This is a genomic window from Pseudoalteromonas caenipelagi (assembly GCF_013140855.1).
In the GTDB taxonomy this organism is placed as follows: domain Bacteria; phylum Pseudomonadota; class Gammaproteobacteria; order Enterobacterales; family Alteromonadaceae; genus Pseudoalteromonas; species Pseudoalteromonas caenipelagi.
In genome coordinates this window covers 437,610-462,049 of record NZ_JABBPG010000002.1, presented here as the reverse complement: position 1 = coordinate 462,049, position 24,440 = coordinate 437,610, and the positions used below count along the sequence as shown (strand labels likewise).

The following is a 24,440-nucleotide window of genomic DNA, read 5'->3' as shown; positions in this document are numbered from 1 at the left end:
GTTTGCTATGAGTAAAGAGCTAGTTGCCATGGTTGGTGATGAGTCGGCTGAAGAGGTCATGCACCAAATCAAAAAATATGCAGGCACGTTACATGTTGTTATGCCGGAATCTATAGACGGTTGTATGGATAGGGTCACTTTTTTGGCCAATCGTCAATTTAGTGATGCCGCGGAAATGGGGCTTGTTCTTATAAATGTTAAAGCCCAAGTTGGACACGGTCAATTTAATGAGCTGTTAAAAGAAAGGGGTATTCACAAGCGTACTGCACAACGCGCAATGGCTGTTTCTAAAATGCTCATGAAGTTACCAAAGAGCAAAAGCGACACGGTGTCGCTTTTGAACATGTCACAAAAGCAACTAACTGAACTCACAAAAGTATCTATTGAAACACTTAAAGAGTTAGACGATGAAGACTACGAAGTATTAGCGGAAACCGCGAGTAAGGACATCCGCAAACAAGTAGCCGAGCTTATCGAGAAAAAGACTGAGCTAGAAGACACCCTTGCTACAACCATCAACGAGCTTGAAAACGAGCGCTTACGCAAGGCACCTACAACGCGTTTTGACTTGCCGATTTTTATTAGCGAGATACGCAAAGACGCGGTTGTACATACCGAATTACTCAATGAAGCACTTCAACAAGCCCAAGCTGGGGTTAGGCAACTATGCGAGCTGCGATCACTTGATTTAACAGACCGCATTAGTGCAGCGCAAGTAGTCCACCACACATACGCCAGCATCTACAGCCAAATTGGCACCATGCTCAGCCAAATACATATGGAATTTGGCGAACATGTACAAGGCATAGACAACCTACCTCAGTTTGACGATGCCGAATGGCAGTACGTTGATACTGAGCGCGAGCGCCTTTTAGAAAGCTTTAAACTCGATTTAAACAAGGGGGATAAGTAATGCACCCAGCCGTTATTAAGTTTAATAACCTCACTGTTATTGAACAAAAAACCCAATGGCAAAGCGCAGGGGAAAAGGCCCGTAAAATTGCCAACTTACGCGCAACCATTGTTAAACAGCTTCTAACAAGCAGCGACTCTATAGACGTCGCATTGGCCCAACTTCAAAAAATGCTTGATACCGGTGCTATGTCACCCGCCTTAAGCCAAGCCATAACCACTATTGGTAAGTTTCCGTCTCGTGCTACTGCCTACAACTGGTGCAACAGTTATAAAAAGCAGGGTATTGAGGGGTTACTACCTAATCATAAAGGTCGTGTTGCACAAGCGCCTGTCTGGGCGGCACGAGCATTAGCGCTGTATCACACACCTAATTCACCGTCGTTTGCGTTAGTTGCTAAAGATTTACGCGATGAGGGGTTTAACGCGCAAGACTATCAAGTTCGCCGTTTTATAAAAACGATGCCCCACGAACTAGGCCCACAAAGCCCATACCGCATGGGCGCAAAGCTATACCGTGAAAAACACAAAGATTTTAAGCTGCGCACCACTGAAACCATACCAGCCGGCTTTTTGTATAACGCCGATGGCCATTGCATTGATGTGTATTTAGCGCACTTTGTAACGGGTAAAGCTGTGAGATATGAACTAACAGCATTTCAAGATGTGCGTAGCCGCAAGATTGTAGGATGGGACTTAAGCGAGGCAGAAAACTCCCTTGCTACATTACGTGCGCTTACTGACTCGCTTATCAAGTTTAACCACTGCCCAGCCATGTTATACGTTGATAACGGGTCAGGTTATAAATCTCACATGATGACCGACCAATGCTGTGGTGTATACACACAGCTAGACATAGAACCTATTTTTGCCATACCAGGTAATGCTCGTGCTAAATGGATAGAGCGATTTTTTAAACACATGGAAGAGCACGTAGGCAAACGTTTTGACACGTTTTGCGGCCGTGGTCACGACGAGCGCTACAAGCAACTAGTACTAAAAGAGGTAGAGCAGGGCAAACGTAAACTCCCCACGCTCGACGAGTGGATTGAAGAGTTCGAAGCATTTTTAGAAGATTACCACAACAGCGAGCACCCAGAAGAAAAGGGCAAAACCCGCAACCAAGTGTGGGATGAAAACTTTGTTCAAGACAAGCCCATATCACTAGAGTTTGACTACCTAACCAAAGCCAAAGTTAACGTGCGTCGTGGTCAAGTGGTTCTGCACAAGCGTACTTACACAGCCGACTTTTTACACCAGTTCAACGGCCAAGAGCTAATTGCTGGCTACAGCATGAAAAGCGATAAGGCCATAAAACTATACGAGCCTACGGGCGAGTACTTATTGACTGCACGGCTTAAAACCAAAGTGTCGGCAATACCTGAGTCACGCATTGAACAACGCTTGCAAGAGCGCACCCAAAACCGCCTTAAACGCTTGGCTAAACACCAACGCGAAATTGAAGCACAAGCGGCTGAGTCTCGCATTGTTGATGTTGAGGCTGTGCAAGCACTGGCTGCAGACACCAACGTGCTTACCCAAAAACAACCACAAACCTACGACATAGACATAAACGACTTTTCAGTTGACCTAGACGACTACCAACAAGAGCCAGTATTTGTTTTGGAGGACGAATAAATGAAATTTACACCACACTACAACGAGCTACAGCAAAAGCAGGTAGCAATTTTAAACGCCGAGATTGAACTGTTCGACATTAACCCAACGGAATACTGCTTGGGTTGGCCACTAGACCAAGTAAACACCATTTTAAAAGGCGAAAGCCCCATCAACCCTAAAAAGGTGTTGGATAAACTTTGGCAGCATTTTTTTGGCGACTTTGACGCCGAAAACTTTGGTACTGATTCAGCTATCAGCAATACATACTCAGAGGACGACAAACTGGTACTAGCGCGTATTAAAAAGCGCATGCAAGACAAAGAGTTTAGCGGCCAAGGTGTTACAAGCAGTACGTTGTCGAGTCGTTTGCGCAAAAGCCCAGGCATGATCAGCCAATTGTTAAACGGCAAGTACGCTGCCAACCCAAGTAAATATTTACACGAAGTATGGGCAATGCTGGAGCCTGCTGGGCTAGATGAACAAACTGAAGAGCCTAAACAAACCTCTGAAAAGAAACCAATAACAATACGTTATGGTGAAGTGCCATTTGTTCAAACCAGTGTACCTAACCTGATCAGAATGGCCTGTGAGCAAGCACGTGACCGCCGCCGTATTGCTGTTTTTGCGGGCCAAGCTGGGATTGGTAAGAGCAAAGGCATTGAGAGATACCGTGAAGATCACAACGATGTTTTGTCAATTGAAGGAGACGAAGAAACATCGTCAACTCAAATACTTGAAGAACTCGCGAAACAATTAGGTATACCTAAAACTGGCTCAAATTCAGTTCGCCTCAAAAAGATCATTACCGCACTTAAAGACTCTGAGCGTTTGATTATTTTAGATGAGGCCGACAAATGTCGCCCCAACGCCCTTGACCCACTGCGGACCATCTCAGACAGAGCATTTGTTGGTGTTGTGCTAGTTGGCAACATAAGACTGATTGACAAGCTACAAAGCGAAGAGCGCTACGAACTGATTTCAAGCCGCGTATGCTTTTGGCCTAGCACAGTTGGTGAATTGCCTGTCACTGACATTAAAACCCTGTTCTGTGAGTTAACACAAAATACCTTACCCATTGCCGAAGACAGCGACAAATGGTGGCAATGGCTACATAAGCGCGTGGAAGGTAACGCCCGCATGCTCGTTGAAGGGCTATTACCTCACTTACTTACCCATATACGTAAAAACCCAAGCAAGAAGGTGGACAGGCTTATGGTCAATTCCATCTTCGCAACAGTTCTAAACAAACCAACTATTTAAATTGAAACGGACAGGGGGTGCCAAATGGCCACACGGCATCAAGCGTTACACGCGACTTTTGATACACCTCGCTCAAAGAGCGAATTTGACCAGGATACGAATCCTCAACCTCTAACACCAAAGACTCAATTAACGGAGACAACAATGAAACAGCCTCAGACAGAACATGATAGCCGGCTAAGCGAATTTTTAACTGCGGATGAGTTAGCTCAGATAAGGAAGATGCAGAACTCACCACCTCTAGAAATGCATCTACCTCGTGACTGTTGTCAGTGCGCCATGCGCGAAAGTCACTCAAAGTCCAGCCTGCTAACTCAAGACTCAGAGCTTCAACGTCGTCTTCAGAAAAGCTTTGATCAATTGACTGCCGAGCTGCCAAAGCGAACTTCAAGTACTTCCGGTGGTTTGGATAAGTAGTCACTCGTTTACCTTTTAATTAAAAAGCCTTGCTGCAACAAGGCTGATCAACAGGAATACACAAAATGCCATATTCAATAGAAATTAACGAAGGCTTTTTTAGCGCCAAGTTCGTAATTAGCAACAACATTAACAACGCCAGAATGTTGAGCACACTGGGTAAGTACGACCCCAACGGCACAATCCTCGACAGCGTTAACGGTAACACTAAAGCTGCATTCGCAATACTGCTAGGCGCTAAGCTATACGAGTGCAAGCGGTTTGAAAAGGTTAATTCATCGGTAAGTTTTACCAGTGAATTTACCAAACGCTACAGCGATATAGCCGCACTCTACGAGTCTGACTGGAAAGAGTGGGACGCAAAAATTAAAAAGTTCAGCTTACTACCTGATTTTGTTATAGAAGAGGTGGCGTAATGAACTTAATTCAACAAATTAAAGCAGCTCAAAGCTACGCAAACATTAGTGACGACGCACACCGTCAAAACGTATTACAGGTAAGTCAATACAGAGTTTCTACCTGTACCAAACTAACAACTCAGCAGCAGGAACAGCTACTCACTCGCTATCGCCGTATGAACACTAACAAGCAAAAAGCAAAAGCCAAACTACCTGAAGCACTTCGCCACATTTACCGCCTGTGGGGTTTACTCGCTAAAAAGGGGCTGGTCAATGTTGATAGCAAGCAAGCCTGCGAAACGTTTTGCGCAAAATACACCAATGGCCAATCACTTTATAAAGCCCAAAAACATTGGCAAAGACTGATTGAAATACTCAAGAACTGGTTAGAGAGAGGACAGGTGAATGAGCATAATCAGCGAGTTTAATAAGTTTGCGATTAATCCGCATCGAGAGCGATACACCGAAAACGACGGCTACAGGCCCCCAACTAAAAAAGGGTTATACAACTACCAACGTCGCAAAGGTTTAGAAAGCAAACAGGATGAGCGCGCAATCGAACGTGCTCATAGTTTAGAGGGCCTATTCGATGACGACTGAGCCAATAATAGATTTACGCGCACTACCAGCGGGTATTCGGGAGTTTGTGAAGGTGTTGGGATTAGAAAAGACCATTGCTGTTTTAACCGAGCAACAGGGCCAAATGTTCTACATTCCGAAGCACCCTACACCCGAGTGCGAGTTTGTAAAAGTGTTTGGGTTAGATATGTGCAACGCACTTGAGCGCTACGCCGAGCAACAATATCAAATACCTATGTTGCATAAGGTACTGGTGCAAATACGTGACCAAATCATAGTGACTGAAGTAGCCAACGGCACAACAATCCAACAGTTAGTAAAGCGATTTAAACTCACCCGCCAGTGGATCACCAAAATCCTAAAAGAGCAGGGCGAATACAAAGAGCACCAATTGGAGTTTAAGTTATGAAATTAGCGGCAAAGCAATTGATTTATGTCGGTTTGGTAGCACTGGGCTATGTAATGGGTGCAATAGCCCAAAATGACGACAAAGTAAGTGCTATTAACGACTGCCCAGGACGTAATGGAGGGCTGTCTATACCACCAGATATGCCGCGCGATGCGGGGTGATAACTTTGTGTTACTTACCGCTTTGCAACTAAGCGGTGGTAACACACCCAAACCATGGATGTTTAAAACGGGTTTGAAGATTTTAAACAACCACATTAATCAACGAAAAAGCCTCGGCTTACCCTTGTTTGACCTTGAACAAGAGCTAGAAGAGGCTAAGAGAGAAATAGTATGAATACATTTGTAGTGCTGCTTTGGAAAGATGCACGAATTGCTACCAACGAACTGCATGGTGTAGTAGAAATTGACGAGCATGATATAGCTCGGCTTGTGGCTGAAAAATATGAAGATGAATCAGGTAAAAAGGTGAACCATTATGAGTTGAGAGGCATTGTTACAGAAGCTGACGAGCTTTATGCAAACTTACCTCGCTTAGAGTTAGGGTTGGAAAATTTATGACAGACAAAGCAGAAGTGACCAAATTCGATGTAGAAGCACGTTGCCCTCATTGTGACGAAGATTCGTCAGTGTATGAAGATGAGTACAAGGCTGGATATGTAACTTGCCAACATTGTGATGAAGAATTTGAAGTTTAAACCATGTTTAAACCCATTTTAAACGGCTGGTATTGCATACTAGCCGTTTTTAATTTAGCCTAATTTAATCGCCTCAATCCCACCTTTGCAAATTAGTTTACATATCCCTCAGCCTTAAAAACTTAGCCATTATTGCCTCATGAGCAAAGCAAAATCATTGCCTGTATGGGAATTGGCTCAGCGTATTGTTGCTGCAAAAACGCGAGAAGAAAAACAAGCGATTGCTGCGTTATGCGAGCCACGGTATTTACAGCTTTTGCGCAACGCCGTAAAAGCGCTGGTAGCCAAACAACGTGCTGCAAAGCCACCTAAACCTGTGCCTGATTGTTTTGTTCGTATCAAAACCAAACTAAAACAAGCTGCGCAGGTGAACCATGGAAAAACTAGAACAACAAATATATAAACACGAGGGGTACTTACTCACCGTATACGTTTGCACAAGTGGCAAGCAAACTATTGGCTTCGGGCGTAACCTAGAAGACAGAGGGATCTCCTTTGGCGAAGCACTGTATTTACTACGCAACGACTTAAGGTATTTTACAGAGCAAGTAGAAAGCAACATCAACACATCAAAGTGTAACCCAGCCCGCAAAGCAGTATTGGTCAATATGGCTTTCAATCTTGGCATTACTGGCCTACTGAAATTCAAAAACACAATTGCGGCCGTTGAGGCTGGCAAATGGGACACTGCTGCACTTGAAATGCTCAACTCGCGCTGGGCCGTGCAGGTAGGCAGTCGCGCCGACGAACTGGCCGAGCAAATGGCGACAGGGGAGTGGCAGCTATGAGTCCTGAGCAAGAGAATCTGTTGTTCCAATCTATAGGCCAAATTCAAGCAACACAAACCGCGATTTTAAAAGAAGTGACAACAATTAAAAACGACCTCACTAAACGGGTCGATGGTATAGAGCAACGTGTTGAAAAGGTAGAAACACAAGTCACTAAAAATCGAATTAAAATGGCTGGTATCGGCGGCGCAACAAGTCTAGCTGTCGCAATTGCTGTCGAAATTCTAAAAATAAAAACTGGGGGATAACATGGCCCACAGTTTAGATATTAAAAACGCCGTGCGTCATAGCTATGTAAACGAGCTATTGGCGTTATCTGTTGCAGCGATAAAACATAGTGTGGCTGATGGCACTGCAAGACGTTGGAAAGCTGAGGCCAAAGCCGACGGTGACGATTGGGATTTAGCCCGTGCTGCAGCGCGCAAATCTGTAGGGCCAGCAGGGGAATTTACGCAAGATTTCATCGAAGAATTTACCATCCAAATTAATGAAACGTTCAATCTACTCAAGCAACAAAGCGGCGAACTGACGTTAGAACAGCGCCTAAAAGCACTCAACTCATTAAATGACATGATGTATAAGGTGATGAAAAATAGCGGTGGTAACAAACGCTTAGAAAAACGCGCTATTGCGGCCGAGGTAATTAAAAAGCTTGCTCAGTTTGTATCGTCTCATCACCCTGAATTTGCAGAAGCGCTAGTGCAAATCCTACACGCATTCGGCCCACGTTTAGACAAAGAGCTAGACGACTAATGGCAGATATGAACTCCAAAGAGTTTTTACAAGAACTCGAAAACATAGCCGGCACGCTACGCCGTGATATCGAAGCCAAAGAGCGCAATATAGACCCAAGCCCAGAGGCTATTTTAGAGCGCCGAAAACGTGTACTAGGCGGTGATTTTGAGTTTTTTGTTTATACGTATTTTCCGCACCATATGTGGCTTGATGAAGGGCAAGAGGCCAGCGAGTTTCAAGCTTATTTTATGAAGTGGTTCCCTAAAGCGCTTGAACTCGATAATGGTTGGAAAAACTGGTTTGTTGCGCCACGTGGCGAAGGTAAAAGTACATTGGCGGCGAAAATTGCGCCAGTATATGTGTGTATTCAAGCCCTAAGACAAGATGTAGAGCTATGTGAAGAGCTTAACCTAATCCGTCCTAAAGAATTCATTGATAACGTCATTTTGTTTGGTGCTGAAGCAAAAATGCCAGCAAAAACGTTAGAGGTTGTGAAAACTGAATTACTCAACAATAACAACCTAGCATTAGATTTCCCTGAAGTGTGCACTACATCAAATACATGGAAAATTGGCGAGTTTGTTACAGCTCAAGGCGTTCGGTTTGAAAGCCGAGGTGCTGAACAGGGTGTAAGGGGGACATTCCACGGGGCTAGCCGTCCTAAGCTTTTGCTATCTGACGACATTATCACTGACAAAGAAGCTAAGTCACCTACCGAGAGAGACAATCGTTGGGGGTTTTTAGAGGCTGCGGTTCAATACCTTGGTCCACCTGATGGCTCCGTAAAGTTTCTCGGCATTAACACGGTACTTAACAATGATGACCCTATTTCTCGTGCTGAAAACGCGCCTGGTCACATCGTTCATAGATTTAAAGCTATCACGCAATATCCAGATAACATGGAGCTTTGGAAGGAGTGCCGAGAACTCATGCTCTATGAGGATAAAGAGTTTGAGAAACGCGCAGCAAAAAATGGTGAGGCAGTTAGCACCAAAGATAAACCTAGCTTTAAATTCTGGCTTAAGAACAAGCGCGCAATGAGTAAGGGAGCGAAAACAAGTTGGCCCAGCGTTCGCTCTTTATATAAAACAATGGAAATGTGGGCATCAAACAAGCGCGAATTTAACCGAGAAATGCAAGGCATTGCAAAATCGGATGAAGAACAAATTTTTTATCAGTTTGAGACGTGGGTTAACCGACTAAACCTATGGAAGCCATACGGCGCTTGTGACCCGTCAATGGGTAAAACCCAAAAAGCTGACCCTAGTGCACTGCTGGTTGGGTTTTATGCCCCAGAACTTGGCAAGCTTCATGTAGAAGCAGAAAGTCGAAAAGTACGCGGTACAAGTAAGTTATTGAACGACCTAATCAGATTTCAACGTGAGTTTAATTGCATCGTATGGGGCTTTGAAAACAATACCGCATTTGAATACATGCGTCATGACTACATAAAGCGCGGGCTAGACCAGCAAATCGCCTTGCCATTAAGAGGGGTCACTGCAACGGTTAGCCAAGAGGAACGCATAGAAGCACTTGAACCATACGTGACTAATGAACCTGCCCAAATCGCTTTTCACTCAAAATGCACATTGCTTATAGATGAGCTAGAGAACTGGCCCAGTAAACAAAGCACCCATCACTATGACCTAAGTAGTGCTCTATCTATCTTATGGATGATTGCCAGCACGGGCGCTGGCGGTATGCCCAAAGTACGCAGTAGAAAAGTTACAAAATCAATAGGGGGCTACCATGTCTAAGCCGCATTTAAGTTATAAGGGTTATCGCGCATTACAAAAGATGTTCAACATGAACCAAAGCGACCCAAATACATGGGCGATGATGCGCGAGCTACCAAACCCCGACCAGATTTTGCGTAAGGCGGGCAAATCAGCGCTTGTTTACGATGAGATTTCTCGTGATGCCCATGTGATTGGTGAGCTACGTTCACTGCGTTCGGGTATGTTTGCATTCAATGCCGAGCTGGTACCAGGTGGCGATGACGCTGCGAGCAAAAAAAGCTATGAACTCGCCAAGTCACTCATGGCTCGCAAACCCGCCATCAACACCGAATGGATGGATATTGATTGGCACAATTACAGCGCAATTTTACGCGGGTTCTCGGTTACGCACCTAGGCGCATTTGAAAAGTCAGACAACAGTTGGCTACCCAGCAAAATTGAAATGTGGCCATCAAAGCGGTTTGTGTTCACCCCTGATCACGAACTGTTATTACGCACTAAAGAAAACCCACAAGGCGAACCATTATCAGATCAGCGCTGGACGTGCGTTAGGCATATGCCAGAGGCCGATAACCCTTACGGTATTGCGCTATTGAGTAGCTGCTTTTGGCCTTGGATGTTTAAGCATGGCGGCTTTAAATTCTTCGTGCAATTGTGCGAGCGTTTTGGTGTTCCGTTTCCTGTCGGTAAATACCAAAAAGGCGCTACCGATAAAGAGATAAGTGAGCTGATTGAAGGCTTAGCCAAGCTGATCACTGATGGTATTGCGGTGATTGAGAACGATGCATCCATTGAGATCATTGAAAGCAAACTGAGCGGCGAGCCAGTACAAAAGCAGCTAATAGACCTTTGTAACGCCGAAATGAGTAAGGCTATCACCTCTCAAACATTGGCGACTGAGCAAAAGTCAGGTGGTGCACGCGCTGCAAGCGAAACCCACGCTAAACGTGCGGGTGAAAACCAACGTGCAGATAGGGCGCTTGTTTCAAGTTACCGAAACCAAATATTAGAAACCATTCACAACGTTAATTTTGAGGGTGGCGAGCCGCCCAAATACATCTGGCGTGACAAAAAAGACATCAATTTAGATACGGTAAGCTACATTCGTGAAGCTGGAAAGCTCATATCTGTCACCGAAGACTATGCCTATAAAACACTGGGTGTTCCAAAGCCTCAAGACGGCCAAAAATTACTGGAAATAAAAGACGACGGCGCTGGAATTGCCACCGCTGCAAAACAGGACTTTGTAGCTAAGGACCACAACCACACAGATGTAACCCACTTCGACGAATTTGACCAAGCAACACACACAGAAATTACCAAAATTTTTGAGTTTGCAAAAGGCTCAGAGTCGCTCGATGAACTAAAACAAAAAATCATTTCTGAATTCCCAAATATCAGCTCAAGCGCGCTGGCCGATGTGGCAAGCAAAGCTTTTGAGCTTGAGTTTTTGCAAGGGATGGATGAAGCCAACACTGCGGAGATAAACAATGACTGATATACCAGACGGTTACATGAAAGACGGCAAAGGTAACTTAGTTGCGCTTGAAAACATTAAACAAACCGACCTAATTAAGGATGAATTTGTTAGAAAAGCCGTGGTATTGGCTGAAAAGCAGCAAGCGGAACTGGCTGAGTTCAAACGTCAACAAATGGAAGAGGCTGATAATTTCATGGAGCTACTGGCTCAAGAGTATGATGTAAATCTAGGTGGCAAAAAGGGCAATGTCACGCTGCGTTCCTTCGATAATAAGCTGGCGGTAAAAATACAGTCGCAAGAGCGTATAGAACTTGGCCCAGAGCTGCAACTAGCCAAAGAACTTATAGACCAATGCTTAGACGAATGGACTGAGGGCGGTAATCAGAACATTCGAGCCATCGTAAATAAGGTGTTTTCCACAGACAAGCAAGGAACTATAAACCCGCAACGCATATTAAGCTTACGCAGGCTTGAAATCTCAGATGATACGGGCAAGTGGCAGCGAGCTATGGACATTCTTGCCGAGTCTGTAACAGCAATAGACAGTTGTCGTTTTATTCGCTTTTACAAACAAGATGAACACGGCAACGACAACGTCGTTTCTCTTGATATAGCAAAGCTGTGAGGTGATGTATGGACCCTATAACAATTGCACTTGGTATAGCGAAGCTCACAGGTTTAGACGACAAAATAGGTCGTTGGATTGGTGGCGACAATGGTGCTGCTGTCGCGTCTAAAGTCGTTGATATGGCGCAAACCCTAACTGGCCAAACTGACCCCGCGCAAGCATTAGATAGGATCAGCAAAAATGATGAGTTAAAAACCCAATTTAGACTTGCGGTATTAAATAAAGAAGAGAATTTAGCTGAGATTGCATTCAAGAATGTAGATAGTGCGAGAAAAATGCAAAGCAATGCACTTGATCAAGATGACAAAGTTGCAAAGCGCTTTGTGTATCAATATGCATGGTTTTTAACTGTATCGACTTTCATATATATAGGCTGTATTACCTTTATAGATATTGCACCGCCAGCAACACGTTATGCAGATACTGTTTTGGGCTTTTTACTTGGTACCACACTTGGCGCAATACTGCAGTTTTTCTATGGTTCAAGCCAAGGCTCAAAAGACAAAACCAATAGCTTGTTAAACAAGTTTAAGTAGGGCGCTTATGCCTAGTTTTTCTCCCCAGTATGGCCGACTCACTAAGTTTGATGAGGCCATTTCACACCTAAAGCAAAAAATCCAAATCCCAACAGAATCATACAAGGATCTACTGGGCCATATTCATGCTCGGGCGTTTACAGTAGCAGGTGCAACCAAAACACAGCTTTTAGATGACTTATATAAGTCAGTGGTAGCGTCTATTGAACAAGGCGAGACGCTCACGTCTTTTAGAAAACGCTTTGATGAAGTAGTAGCAAAGCATGGGTGGTCGTACAATGGTAAACGAGGTTGGCGCACTCAAGTTATCTATCAAAACAATAAAAATACAGCACGTGCAGCGGGCCGCTGGCAACAGCAAGAACGTATAAAGCACCGCAGGCCATATTTACTGTATTTAACAGCAGGTGATCAACGAGTAAGGCCAAAGCACCAACAGTGGCACTATATATTACTACCGTTGGATCATAAGTTTTGGGACTCACATTATCCGCCAAATGGCTGGATGTGCCGCTGTAAAGTAGTGAGCTTAAGCGATGCAGATATCGAGCGTATGGGCCTAACGGTTACACCTGATCACGTAGTCGAGCCATTGCTAAGACCATTCAAAGTTGCAGACCCTGAAACAGGCGAAGAATTAGAGAAGCTACCAGGCATTGACCTTGGTTGGAATTACAACCCAGGCAAAGCATGGTTAGGTGCCGACAAATCAACGGGGGAAATGTTAGGGCGCTTAGATAAGAATTTACGAGAAGTAGCAACCCCCATTTTTAACGAGATCATAAACCAAGGCGAAAGCTATTTTAAAGAGCAATTGGCAACGGCTGCTGCAAAACAAGCCCTAAGCAAAACAGATTCTGGTACCGTGTTTGTTTTAGGCCATATGCAAAGCGATGTATTCGAGAAAGTCATAGCTAAGTCTCCAAAAACAAAAAGCACGTTAATCGTCATAGAACACCACGCAATGATGAGCGCTATAAATGTATTAGGTTATGAAAAAGCAACCGAGCTAATGACCATTGTTCAAGCTGGTACATATGTATCGTTCAATACAAGCGTGGTTAAGCTAGAACTAAACGGTGTGGTCATCACCGTGCAAATACACGGTGATTTTAATCGTGTGGTAGCAATCCAAAAGATTTAAACCGTGTTTAATGTGCGTTTAAAGGCTATTTAAACTCAATTTAAAACGGCGAATTTCGATCTAATTCTTAACGTCAAATGAGCAGGAATGATCGCAGAATGAGTCAAAATGGGTAGGTTTTGTCTAAAAACAAACGTAATTTGATTTTGAGGATTTTTAAGGCTAGGATATTCGAAGTCCTTAGTTAATAGGGGCTTCAAAGCAATCAAATCTTAAAATTCTAATCTCACTCAAATCTAGAAATGAACAACCCCTTACAGTTACACACTATATAAAGCCACATCACAGAATGTAAAGCTTATTTAAGAACAAGAGGTCATTTTGAGTTCTCATCATATGAGTACAAGCATTTATGCCTCCCAACACAATTTAACATAACGTAAATTATGGGCCGTTGAATATCTTTATGTGTAGCAACCGCGATTTTAATACCCCAGTAACTTTAAAGTCCAATACTAGACAGTATCGGACTTTAAAGAAACGTTAAGCTTGACCATATTATTGCACATCCTATAATTATCATTATTCAGAATCTGCCTATGGATGTTTCTTGTTGTACAAAGCTGCTTCGTTATTGGTTTTCTACTGTTGTATGATAATGAGTACATTGAGTATGGCGTCATCTAATTCAGATGCTGAATATGAAATCTCTCGTGCACAGTATTTTATGCGTTCAGATCCCGAACAATCTTTAGCTATCCTCAATAAAATTCCTCACGTTGAAAAGCTACCTGATGAGCAGCAAGTCGCATTCTACATATTGAAATTACGAACTTCACTGACATTAAACTATCTTGATGACATCGATCCTATATTGGAGACCTTGTTTAAATTGGACGATAAACCTGCTTTTGCCAACAAAATAGTGACAATATTGAGTGGTACGGGTATCTGGCTGAGAAAGACTAACTATTTTGACGCCGCGCAGCATGTTTTTTCATGCGCTTTAAAACATGCAGATAAGTCGAGCCAACGGGTTTCCTTACTGATAAGTAGTGCTATCGTCGCCAGATATAAAAAAGACTATGCTCTTGCTAAGTCTATTTATATAGAGGCAGGCAACATTGCTATGAGACTTGATGACGTGCGGGCTATGGCAACAATTAAAAACAACCTTGGGACTATTGCAATGGACCAAGGCAATATAAAAGAAGCCGAAACACGCTTTCGAGAAGCATTGTCGGCATTTCAATTAGCAAACAATCACTCTGGGCATATAAACTCTGGTATGAATTTGCTGTTTACTTTTGTTTTGCTTAATAAAAATATTGATTTCTTACGATTACATCCACATATTTCTGAGCTTTCTAACGAATACCCTGACGAGTCTAAAAAAGCCTATTTGTTTTGGATCTATTCTGCGTATCAATATGCGCAGGGCATTAAACTGACTGAAAAGCAGAGTAAAGAATTACTTAGTGAGTTTGATAAGCTCGCGGGGCCCCAACTTAAAACGCTCATAAAAATTCACTTAGCATCGCTCATTGGTATCGATGTCCCCACTGTAGCGCATATTGCGACCAAAAAATTTGAAAATAAAAGTTGGTTTAACAAGGTACTAAGTTGTAATTGGTAACTCACCTCAGCAATAGAGAAGCTATTTTGCCAATAAATCAGTCAATACGATATTATTGTTATTGTCTCTGCTATTACGGATAATTTCATCATGGTTAAAGGTTAGGCCGGATTTCAGCAGCCTATCGTAAAGAACAACATTCACCGTAGCTGCTAGATTCATGCAGCCTTGAGTAGGTACATAAATAACATCTTGGCACAGCTTCAGAGTCTCCTTATCAAGGGAGCCGTCTTCTGGTCCAAACAAATAGAATGCACTTTTAGGATGCACATATTCGGTAAGTGGTTTTGCGCCCTCTATTAGCTCTATCGCTACAGGTGTAGCGCCTAATGGTATAACGTCTCCTAAAGACTTTGCACCTATAAGAGGTATATTTTGATAGACCTTTTTAGTGTCGGTAGTGAATTTTCTCGCATTTTCAAATCGCTTACCTGTATAAAACACAGAATTGACACCATAACACCCCGCTGCTCTCATTACTGCACCGACATTACTTGGGCTTTTAGGGTTAGTTAATCCAATACAGGCAAATCCACTATCAAACATCATTTTTCACTCTTTTATAAATGCCACGGGAATCTACAACAATAACGGCATTACGTCTATAGAGGTGCGCTTGTTTTACAAGCTATGGTAAGATCTCGCCTTATTAAAAATGAAAAGTTTTATAGATGAACATTGATACTTTCTGGCAAATCATTTCTACAGTGCGAAGCCAAGATGATGTAAACCTAGCATTGAGAACATCCCTATCTACGCTAGATAAGCATGAGATAGCTGAATTTGACGAGCTTTATACCCAACAACTACGTAAATTATGGCATTGGGATAATTGGGCATTTGCCTATGTCATGTGTGGTTGTAATAGCGAGTATGACTTCTTGGATTTTTGTAATTGGTTAATATTACAAGGGGATGAAATATTAGCACAAATATTGAGTAACCCAGATAGATTAGCCGATTATGAACATGTGCCGATGATTGATGACCTACCAGCCCCCTACTGTGACGAGCTCGACTTGGTTGCAGGTTTACTATATGAAGATGTTACGGGAGAAGAGCTCCCCTACCACAACGTTGTCAACTTTCAGCCGCAAGGCAAAAAGTTCAAAAATAAGCCTAAGTTACTGAAGGAACAATTTCCAAAATTATTTAGCAAATATTGGCAGCAAAAATAAAAGGCGCTTAATGCGCCTTTTATTTTTTATGTTCAGTCTAAGATAATTCGCAACATGCGGCGTAGCGGCTCTGCCGCGCCCCAAAGCAGTTGGTCCCCTACTGTAAACGCACTGATATATTCAGGACCCATACTGAGTTTTCTAATACGACCAACAGGAATATCAAGAGTTCCCGTTACATTTACTGGTGTAAGTTGCTGTGCAGTCATATCGCGATCATTTGGAATAACTTTAACCCAGTCATTATGAGAGGCCAAAATACGTTCGATTTCATCGACAGGTAAATCTTTTCTCAGTTTGATGGTCATTGCTTGCGAGTGGCAACGCATCGCACCAATTCGTACACATAAGCCATCAATAGGGATCGGAGATTTAGAAGAGCCTAAAATTTTATTAGCCTCAACTTGCGCCTTCCACTCCTCTTTTGACTGTCCAGACTCCATAGGAACATCAATCCAAGGAATTAAACTGCCAGCTAATGGCACGCCAAACTGATCTGTAGGCAAATCATCTGACTTAATTTTATCCGCGACTAGTTTATCGATTTCTAAAATAGCAGAACCAGGGTCGTTCAATAACTCGGCGACTGATGCATGAATATCGCCCATTTGTGTAATTAATTCGCGCATATTACGTGCGCCAGCACCCGATGCGGCTTGATATGTCATGGGGCTTACCCATTCAACTAAGTCTTTTTCAAATAGACCACCAAGCGCTAACAACATTAAAGACACTGTACAGTTTCCGCCAACAAAGGTTTTCACGCCTTGTTCTAAACCTTGCTTTATTACGTCACTGTTTACTGGGTCTAGTACGATGATACTGTCAGATGACATACGCAGTGCTGATGCAGCATCAATCCAATACCCTTCCCATCCAGATTCACGCAATGCAGGATAAACTGACTTGGTGTAGTCACCACCTTGGCATGAAATGATAATATCCATTTCCGACAAGGCTTTTACGTCGTTAGCATTTTGTAGAGGTTTGGCAGTACCTGCAAAATCGGGACCTAAAAGCCCAGTTTGTGAGGTAGTAAAAAAGTGCGCATCAATATGTGCAAAATCATTCTCTTCCATCATTCTGTGCATAAGCACTGAACCAACCATACCACGCCAACCAACGAGTCCTACTTTATTCATGTTATTTTTACCTTCATTTAAAATTAATAGACATTGCGTGAGTCTAGACGTCCAAAATAACAAATATGAAAGACTTCGACTAGCCAAAATTAAATATTATTTACTCGAAGTTAGTGACGTTTTGTAGGCTACATAGGATAGGTTAGAAACTGGGTAAGACTAATTCATTACAAGAGCGACAGCGTATGGCGCAAAACTTAGGCCGATTAACCGAATATCGAGCACTTGAAAGTTTAAAAGCAAACCCAGCGCCTTGTTAACTTAATAACGCTAATAACAAAATATAATTATTATTATCATAAAGTTAAGATTGCTTACGCAAATAAAAAACCCCGCAAAGCGGGGTTTGGATACAACATGTAAAGGTTGTCCTAATCTGATGTTCACGACATCAATTCAGAACTCGGTTCGAGGTTCTTTTATAATTATTAATTATAACCTTTAAGATGGGGTGCACTTTAAAGCATAAAGATGACAAATTTATTAACGTGCTGAGCTTTATACTTAAATTATCTTGTTCAGTACAGGTTCACTTAACTGATAGCGTATATTCTACGTTACATGTCATATTTTCGCAATCAAATCTAATTATTTTTTATGAGGTAAAAAAAAGCCAAGGTTATCACCTTGGCTTAGTACTTTAGTTGGTATTAGCAATTTTTGCTTAGTACTTAAAATTCGTAGCTGTAGTTTACGCTTACGGTTGTACCAACTTCTTTTTGCCTAACAATAAGATCCGACTGTGTTACTTCTTGGTCTTCATTTAGCAAGTTTTTCACTTTGAATTTAACCTTAGAGTTAAAGTCTGGGTACCATGTATATACCAAATCAAGTGAATGGAACGGTTGCTCAAATGCATCTTGACGACCGCCTATACCTGACGCCAAAATACGCTCACCAAACACGTTGTATACCAATGACCCACTGTGCTGACCATCAGCAGAATCGAAGCCCATTTGTAGGTTAACTACGTATTTAGAATGACCGGTCATACGCTTAGTTGGGTTCGTCAAGTTACCTGCAAAAGCTGGATCGATTGATACTTCAGAATCACTTAAGGTGATATTACCTGAAGTAAACACGCCGCTCATTGCATACGATAAATCGTGCAACCATTCGGCTTCTACGCCATACACTTCACCATCAATACCATTTACAAACGACGCGCTATAGTCCTCATCACCAACTCGCAAAACAGTTTCTATTGGATTAGTTATGTCTTTGTAAAATGCACCAACAGAGAAGTTATCGCCGTTGTCCATATAGTACTCAAAGCGCGCATCGTAGTTTTTCAAATCACTACTTTTAAGGCCTGGTGTACCAAATGTTTTAATGTCAGTTAAGGGGTCATAATAAGCTACAGATACGAGTTCACGTAAATCTGGACGAACAGTTGTTTCACCATAACTAAAGCGAACTTGATAGTTGTCCTGAGCTAAGTAAGTCAACGCCAATGAACTAAATACATCGTCTTGATTAACCGTACCTTCTTTGATTCTCTCTTCAGAGTAATAAATTCCCTGAGTGATCTTGTCAAAGATCAAGCTAGACGTACCAATTGTCACTTGTTTGAAATCTTCATAGCGCAGACCACCACTCACTCGCCACGCATTGTTGAAGAACACATCAAATTCAAAGTAACCCGCATCGATTTTTTGTGCCGCTGTATAGTCATCGGCACTCGGTGCTGTTGGCTCATTAAATGATAAGAAAAAGTCGTTATCATTAACGAACGTATCTGTTAGATATGTTGACAAACCTAACACATTATTTGCTTCGCTGTTAATTGGAATCGGTATCCCCGTATCGTTATTGATAGCAAAGCTTGATGTGTTGTAAACGCGTGCACGGTCTAAGAAGTCATAACCTGCTTTTAGGGTTACTTCCACGCCGTCGAAACTCAATGGCAGCGTCATGTTGCCACCGTAAGACTTAACGTTGTCAACCATATCGGTGAATGAATAAGTCGCTCGGTTGTCATCGCCCGTTACGATTGATGTGTTATACACGCCATTAGTAAATGTATCGATAAACTTATAATCAATATTGGTGGGTATTCGCGTTTCAGCTTTTGACTCAGTATATTGCCAATCTGCACCAATTCCCCAATAATCAAGGAATGTATGTTGACCAATAAACTGGTCAACATCTAGCGTGCGTTCTTCATAATTAAAGCTATGTGATCTCTGTGCTTGGCCAGTCCCAGCAATCGTTCTTACCGTACTGCCATTAGGGCTTTGTAAAACTGAAAGATTTACTTCGTCTTCGTTATCTTGAAGATAAATCTTTGAATAGCTAACACTGTGCTGATCAAGCTTATAGCCTAGGTTGAATACACCGCTAATTCTCTCATTCTCGGTGGTCACTTTTGAATCTTTGACTGTGATATAACAGTTGTTCTTGGCATCTTCTGTTGTAACTAGAGATGTTGTGCAGCCATCTGCTGGATCATCATCAGTAACCGCTGTTTTTCGCTCTGAGTAAGACCAGTCTTTATCATAAGACCCTGCTAGCATAAAGCCAATTGTCCCGCCGAGGTAATCTTCATCGAAGCTATTGCCAATGTTGGCTTTAATATCATAGTTCGGATCAAGTGACTCTTTGGTGACCTTTAAATCTCTTGGTAAAGCAAGAATAAGAGATTTGTTTATTTGCGCCGCTTGTTCAGCTCTAGTTTGTGTTTCAGTGCTTTCGATAAAATCTCTATCTACGATAGAGCTCAAACTAAAATCACCTTTATATCGCAGTACAGCACTATGCAGAGAATCTGGTTGCCCCGAATCAGGGCGATTATATGTATACCCTTCATCTGAATTGGAGTTCATTCCCACACCAACTTCAATACCTGCGGTAAATTCGCTAGGTACTGATTTAGTACGAATGTCGATATTACCACCACCAAAGGCTGCCGGCATTGAGGGAGAGTATGCTTTTTGTACGGCTAAGCTTTCTATGATACTTGAAGGGAAAATATCCAGCGGTACTACGTTACGTGTTAAATCAGGGCTTGGCACAGAAGCACCATTGAGTCGCGCACTGGAATAACGCTCACCAAGACCACGTACATAAACAAATTTTCCGTCAACAAGTGTTAAACCTGTTACACGGCGCAGTGCCGAAGCCGCGTCGCTATCACCAGTACGCGATAGTTGCTCTGCCCCCATAATGTCCGCAACAAATGCCTGGTTCTTACGCTCTTCAATGACTGCTGCTGCACTACCTTGTAAGCGCGTACCTACGGCAACCACTTCCTCTATCGCCTGATCTTCTGCTGCGATGCTTGGCATTGATACCCCAACCACCATCGCTGAACTTACTGCCAAAGCAATCTTTTTTAATTTCATTTGAGTATTCATTTGCAATCCTGCCAAAAATCGTAAAAAAGGCGCAATAGCTGCGCCTACTTCGTGATAAACAATTTAAGCCACGAATGATTACTTAATAGCTGCCAATGATTTCTCTACCCATTTGTACCAAGTGCTGCTTGAATCTTTATCAGATACTGCACCAATGTAATCAACTTGGTCAAAGAAGCTTAAGTCCAAACCGCTTAGGTCATTTGCTTGGATTGTCACTTCGGTTGATGCTGTGTTAGTTGCAAAACCATTTGCAGCAAGTACGCCTTGTGCACTATTGAGGATTAAGCTAGAACCACTGTTTGCAAACCACTCAGCTTTAGAACCGCCGCTTGCGAATGTTTCGCCACCTTTAAAGTGATTAACACACGCCATTACAGAGTTGTTGAACATAAGTTTGCCTGCAACTGCTTTTTCTTCAGCACTTTCTTTTTTGAACTCTAAACAGTCAGTGCCATTTGCGCCTTCAGCTTTAACGAATAGTGCGTTGTAGTACTTACCTTCAATTGCGTCATCAAATTTAGCCGCTTGAGAAGCGCTATTATCACGAATTGATTTACCGTCAGTAGTTACAACTGTCACGTTAGCAATCGTTGGGTTTGATGCTGGTACTTCTGAGTAATCGTCGCCTTTACCTTTTTGACCATCCGTCTCAAAGCCGTTATTACCCATATAACCTACAGACCCAGCAGGAATTGTCTTCTGCTCACCTTCGTCTGAATAAGTCACATCTTTCTTTGTTGTTACTGTACCGTGCTGAACATAGATAAATTGTGCATTACCTTGCCAACCTGCATCGATATCAATTGCATCGTCTTGCGTGTCTGTGACAACAATGTGCTTGATATTTGCGGCACCACCGAAGAACTCGATACCATCGTCGAAGCCTTGGTGAATATGAAGATAATCAAAAGTAGAACCTGAACCTACAGCATTTAGAGTAAGTGAGTTTAAGTCATCACCGTCACCGCCTTCACGTGGGCCAGAACCTGCATACCAAATATTGGCAAATTTGATATTACCGCTGCTATCAGCATTGTTTTTACCACCAAAGTGACTCGTGATACCTTCTGACGTAGCGTTACATGTATTTGCCGCACGCTCTGCATTAGTACACTGGTTAGTTAAACCAAAACCGTTGATGATGATACCGCCCCAGTCAGCAAACTGAGGACCTGTTTCAGCGATATCAAATGCAGGGAAAACGTTCGCAGAAGTAAATGTAATTGGTGCGTCAGCAGTACCGATAGCGTTTATTTTTGCGCCACGGCCGATACGGATAATTGCTTCGCCAGATTTGAATGCTAAAGTTGCACCCGCTTCAACGTTAAGCGTTGGGCCATTCTTTTCAACTGTACAACCTAAAGTAGTGTTACAATCTTTACCCATTTGAATAGCGCCATCAAATACGTGAGCACCGCCATTTGCAAGCGCTTTGAATGTGATGTCTTCTTCAATTTCTAATGTTTTACCAGCGAAGTCTGTTCCGTACACGCAGTGTGGCGCTTCAAACGCTCCTTGCACTTCGTTGCCTGCAACAGTACGTGCTGTACATGGGTTTTCAACTTGATCTTTACCGTCATCGCCATTATCAACAACAGGACCGCCTGTATTATTAGTTGTGTTGTTTGAGTTGGTAACGCTGCTGTCGTTAACCGTTGGTGTTACTTTAATATCACCACCACAACCAGCTAAAACTAATGCAGAAGCAACAAGGCTAACTTTGAATAACCCAGAAATTTTCATTTTTATCTCCAAAAAATATAATAATTATAAGCGCATAAAAAGCTTGGATATAAAGTAACTTGACTGTATTACAAATGGGTTACACTTTATAGAAACAATAATGACAATTTATATTTTTGGAATAAAAAAACCGCCCGAAGGCGGCTTTGGTGTTGCGATTATAATGCTATAACAATACTTGTTTTAAAGTCTCATTATGCAGCTTTTCTCTTTTTACATATTTAATCCACTGCTTTGCTAAATTAGCAGATTTCTTGTGTTTTTCTGCTTGCTCGAATGCCAATATAGAAGCGTCGAAGTTCTGCAAATTATATTGAGCCATACCTAATGCTACATAGGCATTTGACTCAAAGGTTAATTGACCTTTATCTAGTGCTGCACGAGCAGCGTCTGCAGCTTCATCAAACATTTCTAAGTTGATATATATCTCTGCAAGTCTTTGATCATAATTGCCATGTTCAACTAGCTTGCTGGCTTGAGCAAAATACTGTATTGCCTTATTATCTTCTTTAGCTTGCACTAAAGACTCGGCTATAAACGCTTGGTTTTTGGCATTATTTTCTATAGTACCTTGTGACAAGCCTCGTTCCATTAGCTTTGCGGCTTTATATGCTAAGCCGTTATACATATATACTTGTGCAAGCTGTTTGATTTCTGAGCGAGACTTTACAAAACCTTGCTGATCGGCTGCTTCAAATATAGCTAATTGCTGTTTCTCATCACCGATTTCACCGTACATGCCAGCTAGCTGGATCCAATAGTTAGGTTTATTATAAAGCTTAACCATTTTTTCGAGCACTTCTGTTACTTTTTTAGGCTGGTTAAGTGAGTAATAAAGCGCGCGCTGCAAAACTAGCCAATTTTCATTTGGCACATCACCTTTGGATTCACTTAAACCAATCGCCGTATTAATGTATTTAACTGCTTCTTGATAATCTTTTAACTGATAGTTAGCTTGAGCACGAAGCACATAATAATTATCAGGTGTCACACCTTTATTAATTGACTCCCAACTATCTAAATATTTAATTACTTTATTATACTCAGAGTTAGCCATTGCTAATTGAGCCAAACTAAATGTGGTAGATAATCTTAATGACTCTGGGATCCCCTCTTCAGCAACAACGTTTTCAAAAGACGCGATAGCTTTGTCTAGTTGGTTCTCGTTGTAGTAAATAAACCCATAAAAATTGTACATCATTGCAATTTCATATGAGTTCATGCTTGAAGAGCGTTCTTTAATGCTATCAAGTGCTTCTAAGCCAGCTTTAACATCACCATCATCAGCTAATTTTTGCGCTCGAGCTAATTGACTGTAAACCTTTTCTCTAAGCGCAGGAACACGCTTGGTTTTAGTTTCAGCATAAGCTGTATTGATATCTACCGACGGCACTACCGACACCAAAGAAGGCGCAGCAGAGCCTGCAATAAATAACGCGCTATAAATTGCTAGTTGTTTAATATTTTTCATAATCGCACCTCGAAAACCTCATTACCCATTAATTTGGAATGAAATCTTATTTTGTACACCCGCAACTTCTACTGCTTCACCATTAACTACTCGCGGCTTATATTTAAATTTTAATGCAGCATCGAGCGCTGCTCGGTCAAAAATTGACTCAGGCTCAGCCGAAACAACCTTCGGATCTCTAACCGTCCCCTGCTTTGTCACAACAAATTCAACTATTACATAGCCTTCAATGCCACGAGATAGCGCTCGGCGAGGATACACTGGTGCAACCTTAACAATAGGTAGATATTCACCATCACTTGACTCAAGTGCCAAACCACCAGCAAGGTCTACATCTGCTTCAACGTTTGCGCTAAAGTCAAAGTCAGCACCCGCTGCATCGAGATCATTGCTCTGCATTTGTGGGGCATCCATTGGGGGTGGCGGCTCTTTTGGCGTCGGCGGTTTTTGTGGCTTACGCTCTTTCTTCTGTACCGTTTCTTCTTTTTTTAAACGGACAAAGTCAAGCACATTCCCTTTTACAGGCTCAGTCATTGCGCCTTCCCCGCCTTGGATAAGCGCTTGCATACCCAAGAACAAGAAGAACGTAATAACACCTGCTATTATCAGTGCTATTAAATAACGCATAA

Annotated in this window: 29 protein-coding genes; 22 read left to right on the top strand and 7 right to left on the bottom strand. The window is 42.4% G+C overall.

Annotated features, from left to right (window positions below):
* Positions 1-7: 7 nt before the first annotated feature.
* Genes HG263_RS06775 through HG263_RS06765 form a run of 3 tightly spaced genes read left to right on the top strand, consistent with a single transcriptional unit; the run spans position 8 to position 3,792 of the window.
* The gene (locus HG263_RS06775; RefSeq protein ID WP_171625314.1) at positions 8-913 is read left to right on the top strand and encodes a hypothetical protein; all 906 of its coding nucleotides are present in this window, start codon (positions 8-10) and stop codon (positions 911-913) included.
* Complete coding sequence (locus HG263_RS06770) at positions 913-2,550, top strand: Mu transposase C-terminal domain-containing protein (RefSeq protein ID WP_171625313.1); 1,638 nt, start codon at positions 913-915, stop codon at positions 2,548-2,550. Before HG263_RS06775 ends, HG263_RS06770 begins: the two co-directional genes overlap by 1 nt.
* Positions 2,551-3,792 (top strand): AAA family ATPase, encoded by a 1,242-nt coding sequence (locus tag HG263_RS06765; RefSeq protein WP_171625312.1) that lies wholly within the window; start codon positions 2,551-2,553, stop codon positions 3,790-3,792. It begins immediately after the preceding gene.
* Here the strand turns inward: HG263_RS06765 and HG263_RS06760 are convergent.
* A complete protein-coding gene (locus HG263_RS06760) occupies positions 3,785-4,213 on the bottom strand; it encodes a hypothetical protein (protein WP_171625311.1) in 429 nt (142 codons plus the stop codon). The genes HG263_RS06765 and HG263_RS06760 overlap by 8 nt on opposite strands.
* 61 nt (positions 4,214-4,274) lie before the next feature.
* Between HG263_RS06760 and HG263_RS06755 the strand changes: the two genes are divergently transcribed.
* The 18 genes from HG263_RS06755 (at position 4,275) to HG263_RS06670 (ending at position 14,918) form a co-directional block, all read left to right on the top strand.
* A complete protein-coding gene (locus HG263_RS06755; protein ID WP_171625310.1) occupies positions 4,275-4,625 on the top strand; it encodes a hypothetical protein in 351 nt (116 codons plus the stop codon).
* A complete protein-coding gene (locus HG263_RS06750) occupies positions 4,625-5,035 on the top strand; it encodes a phage protein GemA/Gp16 family protein (protein ID WP_171625309.1) in 411 nt (136 codons plus the stop codon). Before HG263_RS06755 ends, HG263_RS06750 begins: the two co-directional genes overlap by 1 nt.
* Positions 5,013-5,207, top strand: a complete 195-nt coding sequence (locus HG263_RS06745) for a hypothetical protein (protein ID WP_171625308.1) — start codon at positions 5,013-5,015, stop codon at positions 5,205-5,207. The genes HG263_RS06750 and HG263_RS06745 overlap by 23 nt, the downstream gene beginning before the upstream one ends.
* Positions 5,197-5,595, top strand: a complete 399-nt coding sequence (locus tag HG263_RS06740) for a Mor transcription activator family protein (RefSeq protein WP_171625307.1) — start codon at positions 5,197-5,199, stop codon at positions 5,593-5,595. The genes HG263_RS06745 and HG263_RS06740 overlap by 11 nt, the downstream gene beginning before the upstream one ends.
* Positions 5,592-5,756 carry a hypothetical protein gene (locus tag HG263_RS06735; protein ID WP_171625306.1) on the top strand — a complete coding sequence of 55 codons (165 nt, stop codon included), beginning with the start codon at positions 5,592-5,594 and terminating at the stop codon, positions 5,754-5,756. Before HG263_RS06740 ends, HG263_RS06735 begins: the two co-directional genes overlap by 4 nt.
* Entirely contained in the window at positions 5,746-5,931 is a 186-nt protein-coding gene (locus tag HG263_RS06730; protein WP_171625305.1) for a hypothetical protein, read from the top strand. The genes HG263_RS06735 and HG263_RS06730 overlap by 11 nt, the downstream gene beginning before the upstream one ends.
* Complete coding sequence (locus HG263_RS06725) at positions 5,928-6,155, top strand: hypothetical protein (RefSeq protein WP_171625304.1); 228 nt, start codon at positions 5,928-5,930, stop codon at positions 6,153-6,155. Before HG263_RS06730 ends, HG263_RS06725 begins: the two co-directional genes overlap by 4 nt.
* The gene (locus HG263_RS06720) at positions 6,152-6,292 is read left to right on the top strand and encodes a hypothetical protein (protein ID WP_170829116.1); all 141 of its coding nucleotides are present in this window, start codon (positions 6,152-6,154) and stop codon (positions 6,290-6,292) included. The genes HG263_RS06725 and HG263_RS06720 overlap by 4 nt, the downstream gene beginning before the upstream one ends.
* A 139-nt stretch (positions 6,293-6,431) precedes the next feature.
* On the top strand, positions 6,432-6,695 hold the full coding sequence (locus HG263_RS06715; RefSeq protein WP_171625303.1) for a hypothetical protein: 264 nt from the start codon (positions 6,432-6,434) through the stop codon (positions 6,693-6,695).
* Complete coding sequence (locus HG263_RS06710; protein ID WP_171625302.1) at positions 6,667-7,080, top strand: glycoside hydrolase family protein; 414 nt, start codon at positions 6,667-6,669, stop codon at positions 7,078-7,080. Before HG263_RS06715 ends, HG263_RS06710 begins: the two co-directional genes overlap by 29 nt.
* Positions 7,077-7,328 carry a hypothetical protein gene (locus HG263_RS06705; RefSeq protein WP_070984077.1) on the top strand — a complete coding sequence of 84 codons (252 nt, stop codon included), beginning with the start codon at positions 7,077-7,079 and terminating at the stop codon, positions 7,326-7,328. Before HG263_RS06710 ends, HG263_RS06705 begins: the two co-directional genes overlap by 4 nt.
* Position 7,329: 1 nt before the next feature.
* Positions 7,330-7,833 (top strand): DUF1804 family protein, encoded by a 504-nt coding sequence (locus tag HG263_RS06700; protein ID WP_171625301.1) that lies wholly within the window; start codon positions 7,330-7,332, stop codon positions 7,831-7,833.
* The gene (locus HG263_RS06695) at positions 7,833-9,572 is read left to right on the top strand and encodes a hypothetical protein (RefSeq protein ID WP_171625300.1); all 1,740 of its coding nucleotides are present in this window, start codon (positions 7,833-7,835) and stop codon (positions 9,570-9,572) included. The genes HG263_RS06700 and HG263_RS06695 overlap by 1 nt, the downstream gene beginning before the upstream one ends.
* The gene (locus HG263_RS06690; RefSeq protein ID WP_171625299.1) at positions 9,565-11,052 is read left to right on the top strand and encodes a phage portal protein family protein; all 1,488 of its coding nucleotides are present in this window, start codon (positions 9,565-9,567) and stop codon (positions 11,050-11,052) included. The genes HG263_RS06695 and HG263_RS06690 overlap by 8 nt, the downstream gene beginning before the upstream one ends.
* Positions 11,045-11,659 carry a DUF3164 family protein gene (locus tag HG263_RS06685; RefSeq protein ID WP_171625298.1) on the top strand — a complete coding sequence of 205 codons (615 nt, stop codon included), beginning with the start codon at positions 11,045-11,047 and terminating at the stop codon, positions 11,657-11,659. Before HG263_RS06690 ends, HG263_RS06685 begins: the two co-directional genes overlap by 8 nt.
* Positions 11,660-11,667: 8 nt before the next feature.
* Positions 11,668-12,198 (top strand): hypothetical protein, encoded by a 531-nt coding sequence (locus tag HG263_RS06680; protein ID WP_171625297.1) that lies wholly within the window; start codon positions 11,668-11,670, stop codon positions 12,196-12,198.
* A 7-nt stretch (positions 12,199-12,205) separates the two neighbouring features.
* A complete protein-coding gene (locus HG263_RS06675; RefSeq protein WP_171625296.1) occupies positions 12,206-13,342 on the top strand; it encodes a phage head morphogenesis protein in 1,137 nt (378 codons plus the stop codon).
* 613 nt (positions 13,343-13,955) lie between these two features.
* On the top strand, positions 13,956-14,918 hold the full coding sequence (locus tag HG263_RS06670) for a tetratricopeptide repeat protein (RefSeq protein WP_171625295.1): 963 nt from the start codon (positions 13,956-13,958) through the stop codon (positions 14,916-14,918).
* 21 nt (positions 14,919-14,939) lie between these two features.
* Here the strand turns inward: HG263_RS06670 and HG263_RS06665 are convergent, their stop codons facing one another.
* Positions 14,940-15,467, bottom strand: a complete 528-nt coding sequence (locus HG263_RS06665) for an RNA methyltransferase (protein ID WP_216628379.1) — start codon at positions 15,465-15,467, stop codon at positions 14,940-14,942.
* A gap of 122 nt (positions 15,468-15,589) precedes the next feature.
* Here HG263_RS06665 and HG263_RS06660 point away from each other — a divergent pair, with 122 nt between their 5' ends.
* Entirely contained in the window at positions 15,590-16,096 is a 507-nt protein-coding gene (locus HG263_RS06660; RefSeq protein WP_171625294.1) for a DUF4240 domain-containing protein, read from the top strand.
* Positions 16,097-16,128: 32 nt separating this feature from the next.
* Here HG263_RS06660 and asd read toward each other — a convergent pair whose 3' ends face one another.
* The 5 genes from asd to HG263_RS06635 all read right to left on the bottom strand — a co-directional run bounded on the left by asd (position 16,129) and on the right by HG263_RS06635 (position 24,438).
* A complete protein-coding gene (asd, locus tag HG263_RS06655; protein ID WP_171625293.1) occupies positions 16,129-17,238 on the bottom strand; it encodes an aspartate-semialdehyde dehydrogenase in 1,110 nt (369 codons plus the stop codon).
* A 671-nt stretch (positions 17,239-17,909) separates the two neighbouring features.
* A complete protein-coding gene (locus HG263_RS06650) occupies positions 17,910-20,594 on the bottom strand; it encodes a TonB-dependent receptor domain-containing protein (protein WP_171625292.1) in 2,685 nt (894 codons plus the stop codon).
* A 78-nt stretch (positions 20,595-20,672) separates the two neighbouring features.
* The gene (locus tag HG263_RS06645) at positions 20,673-22,340 is read right to left on the bottom strand and encodes a beta-helix domain-containing protein (protein WP_171625291.1); all 1,668 of its coding nucleotides are present in this window, start codon (positions 22,338-22,340) and stop codon (positions 20,673-20,675) included.
* Positions 22,341-22,506: 166 nt separating this feature from the next.
* Complete coding sequence (locus tag HG263_RS06640) at positions 22,507-23,811, bottom strand: tetratricopeptide repeat protein (RefSeq protein ID WP_171625290.1); 1,305 nt, start codon at positions 23,809-23,811, stop codon at positions 22,507-22,509.
* Between the two features lie 21 nt (positions 23,812-23,832).
* The gene (locus HG263_RS06635; protein ID WP_171625289.1) at positions 23,833-24,438 is read right to left on the bottom strand and encodes an energy transducer TonB; all 606 of its coding nucleotides are present in this window, start codon (positions 24,436-24,438) and stop codon (positions 23,833-23,835) included.
* Positions 24,439-24,440: the final 2 nt, after the last annotated feature.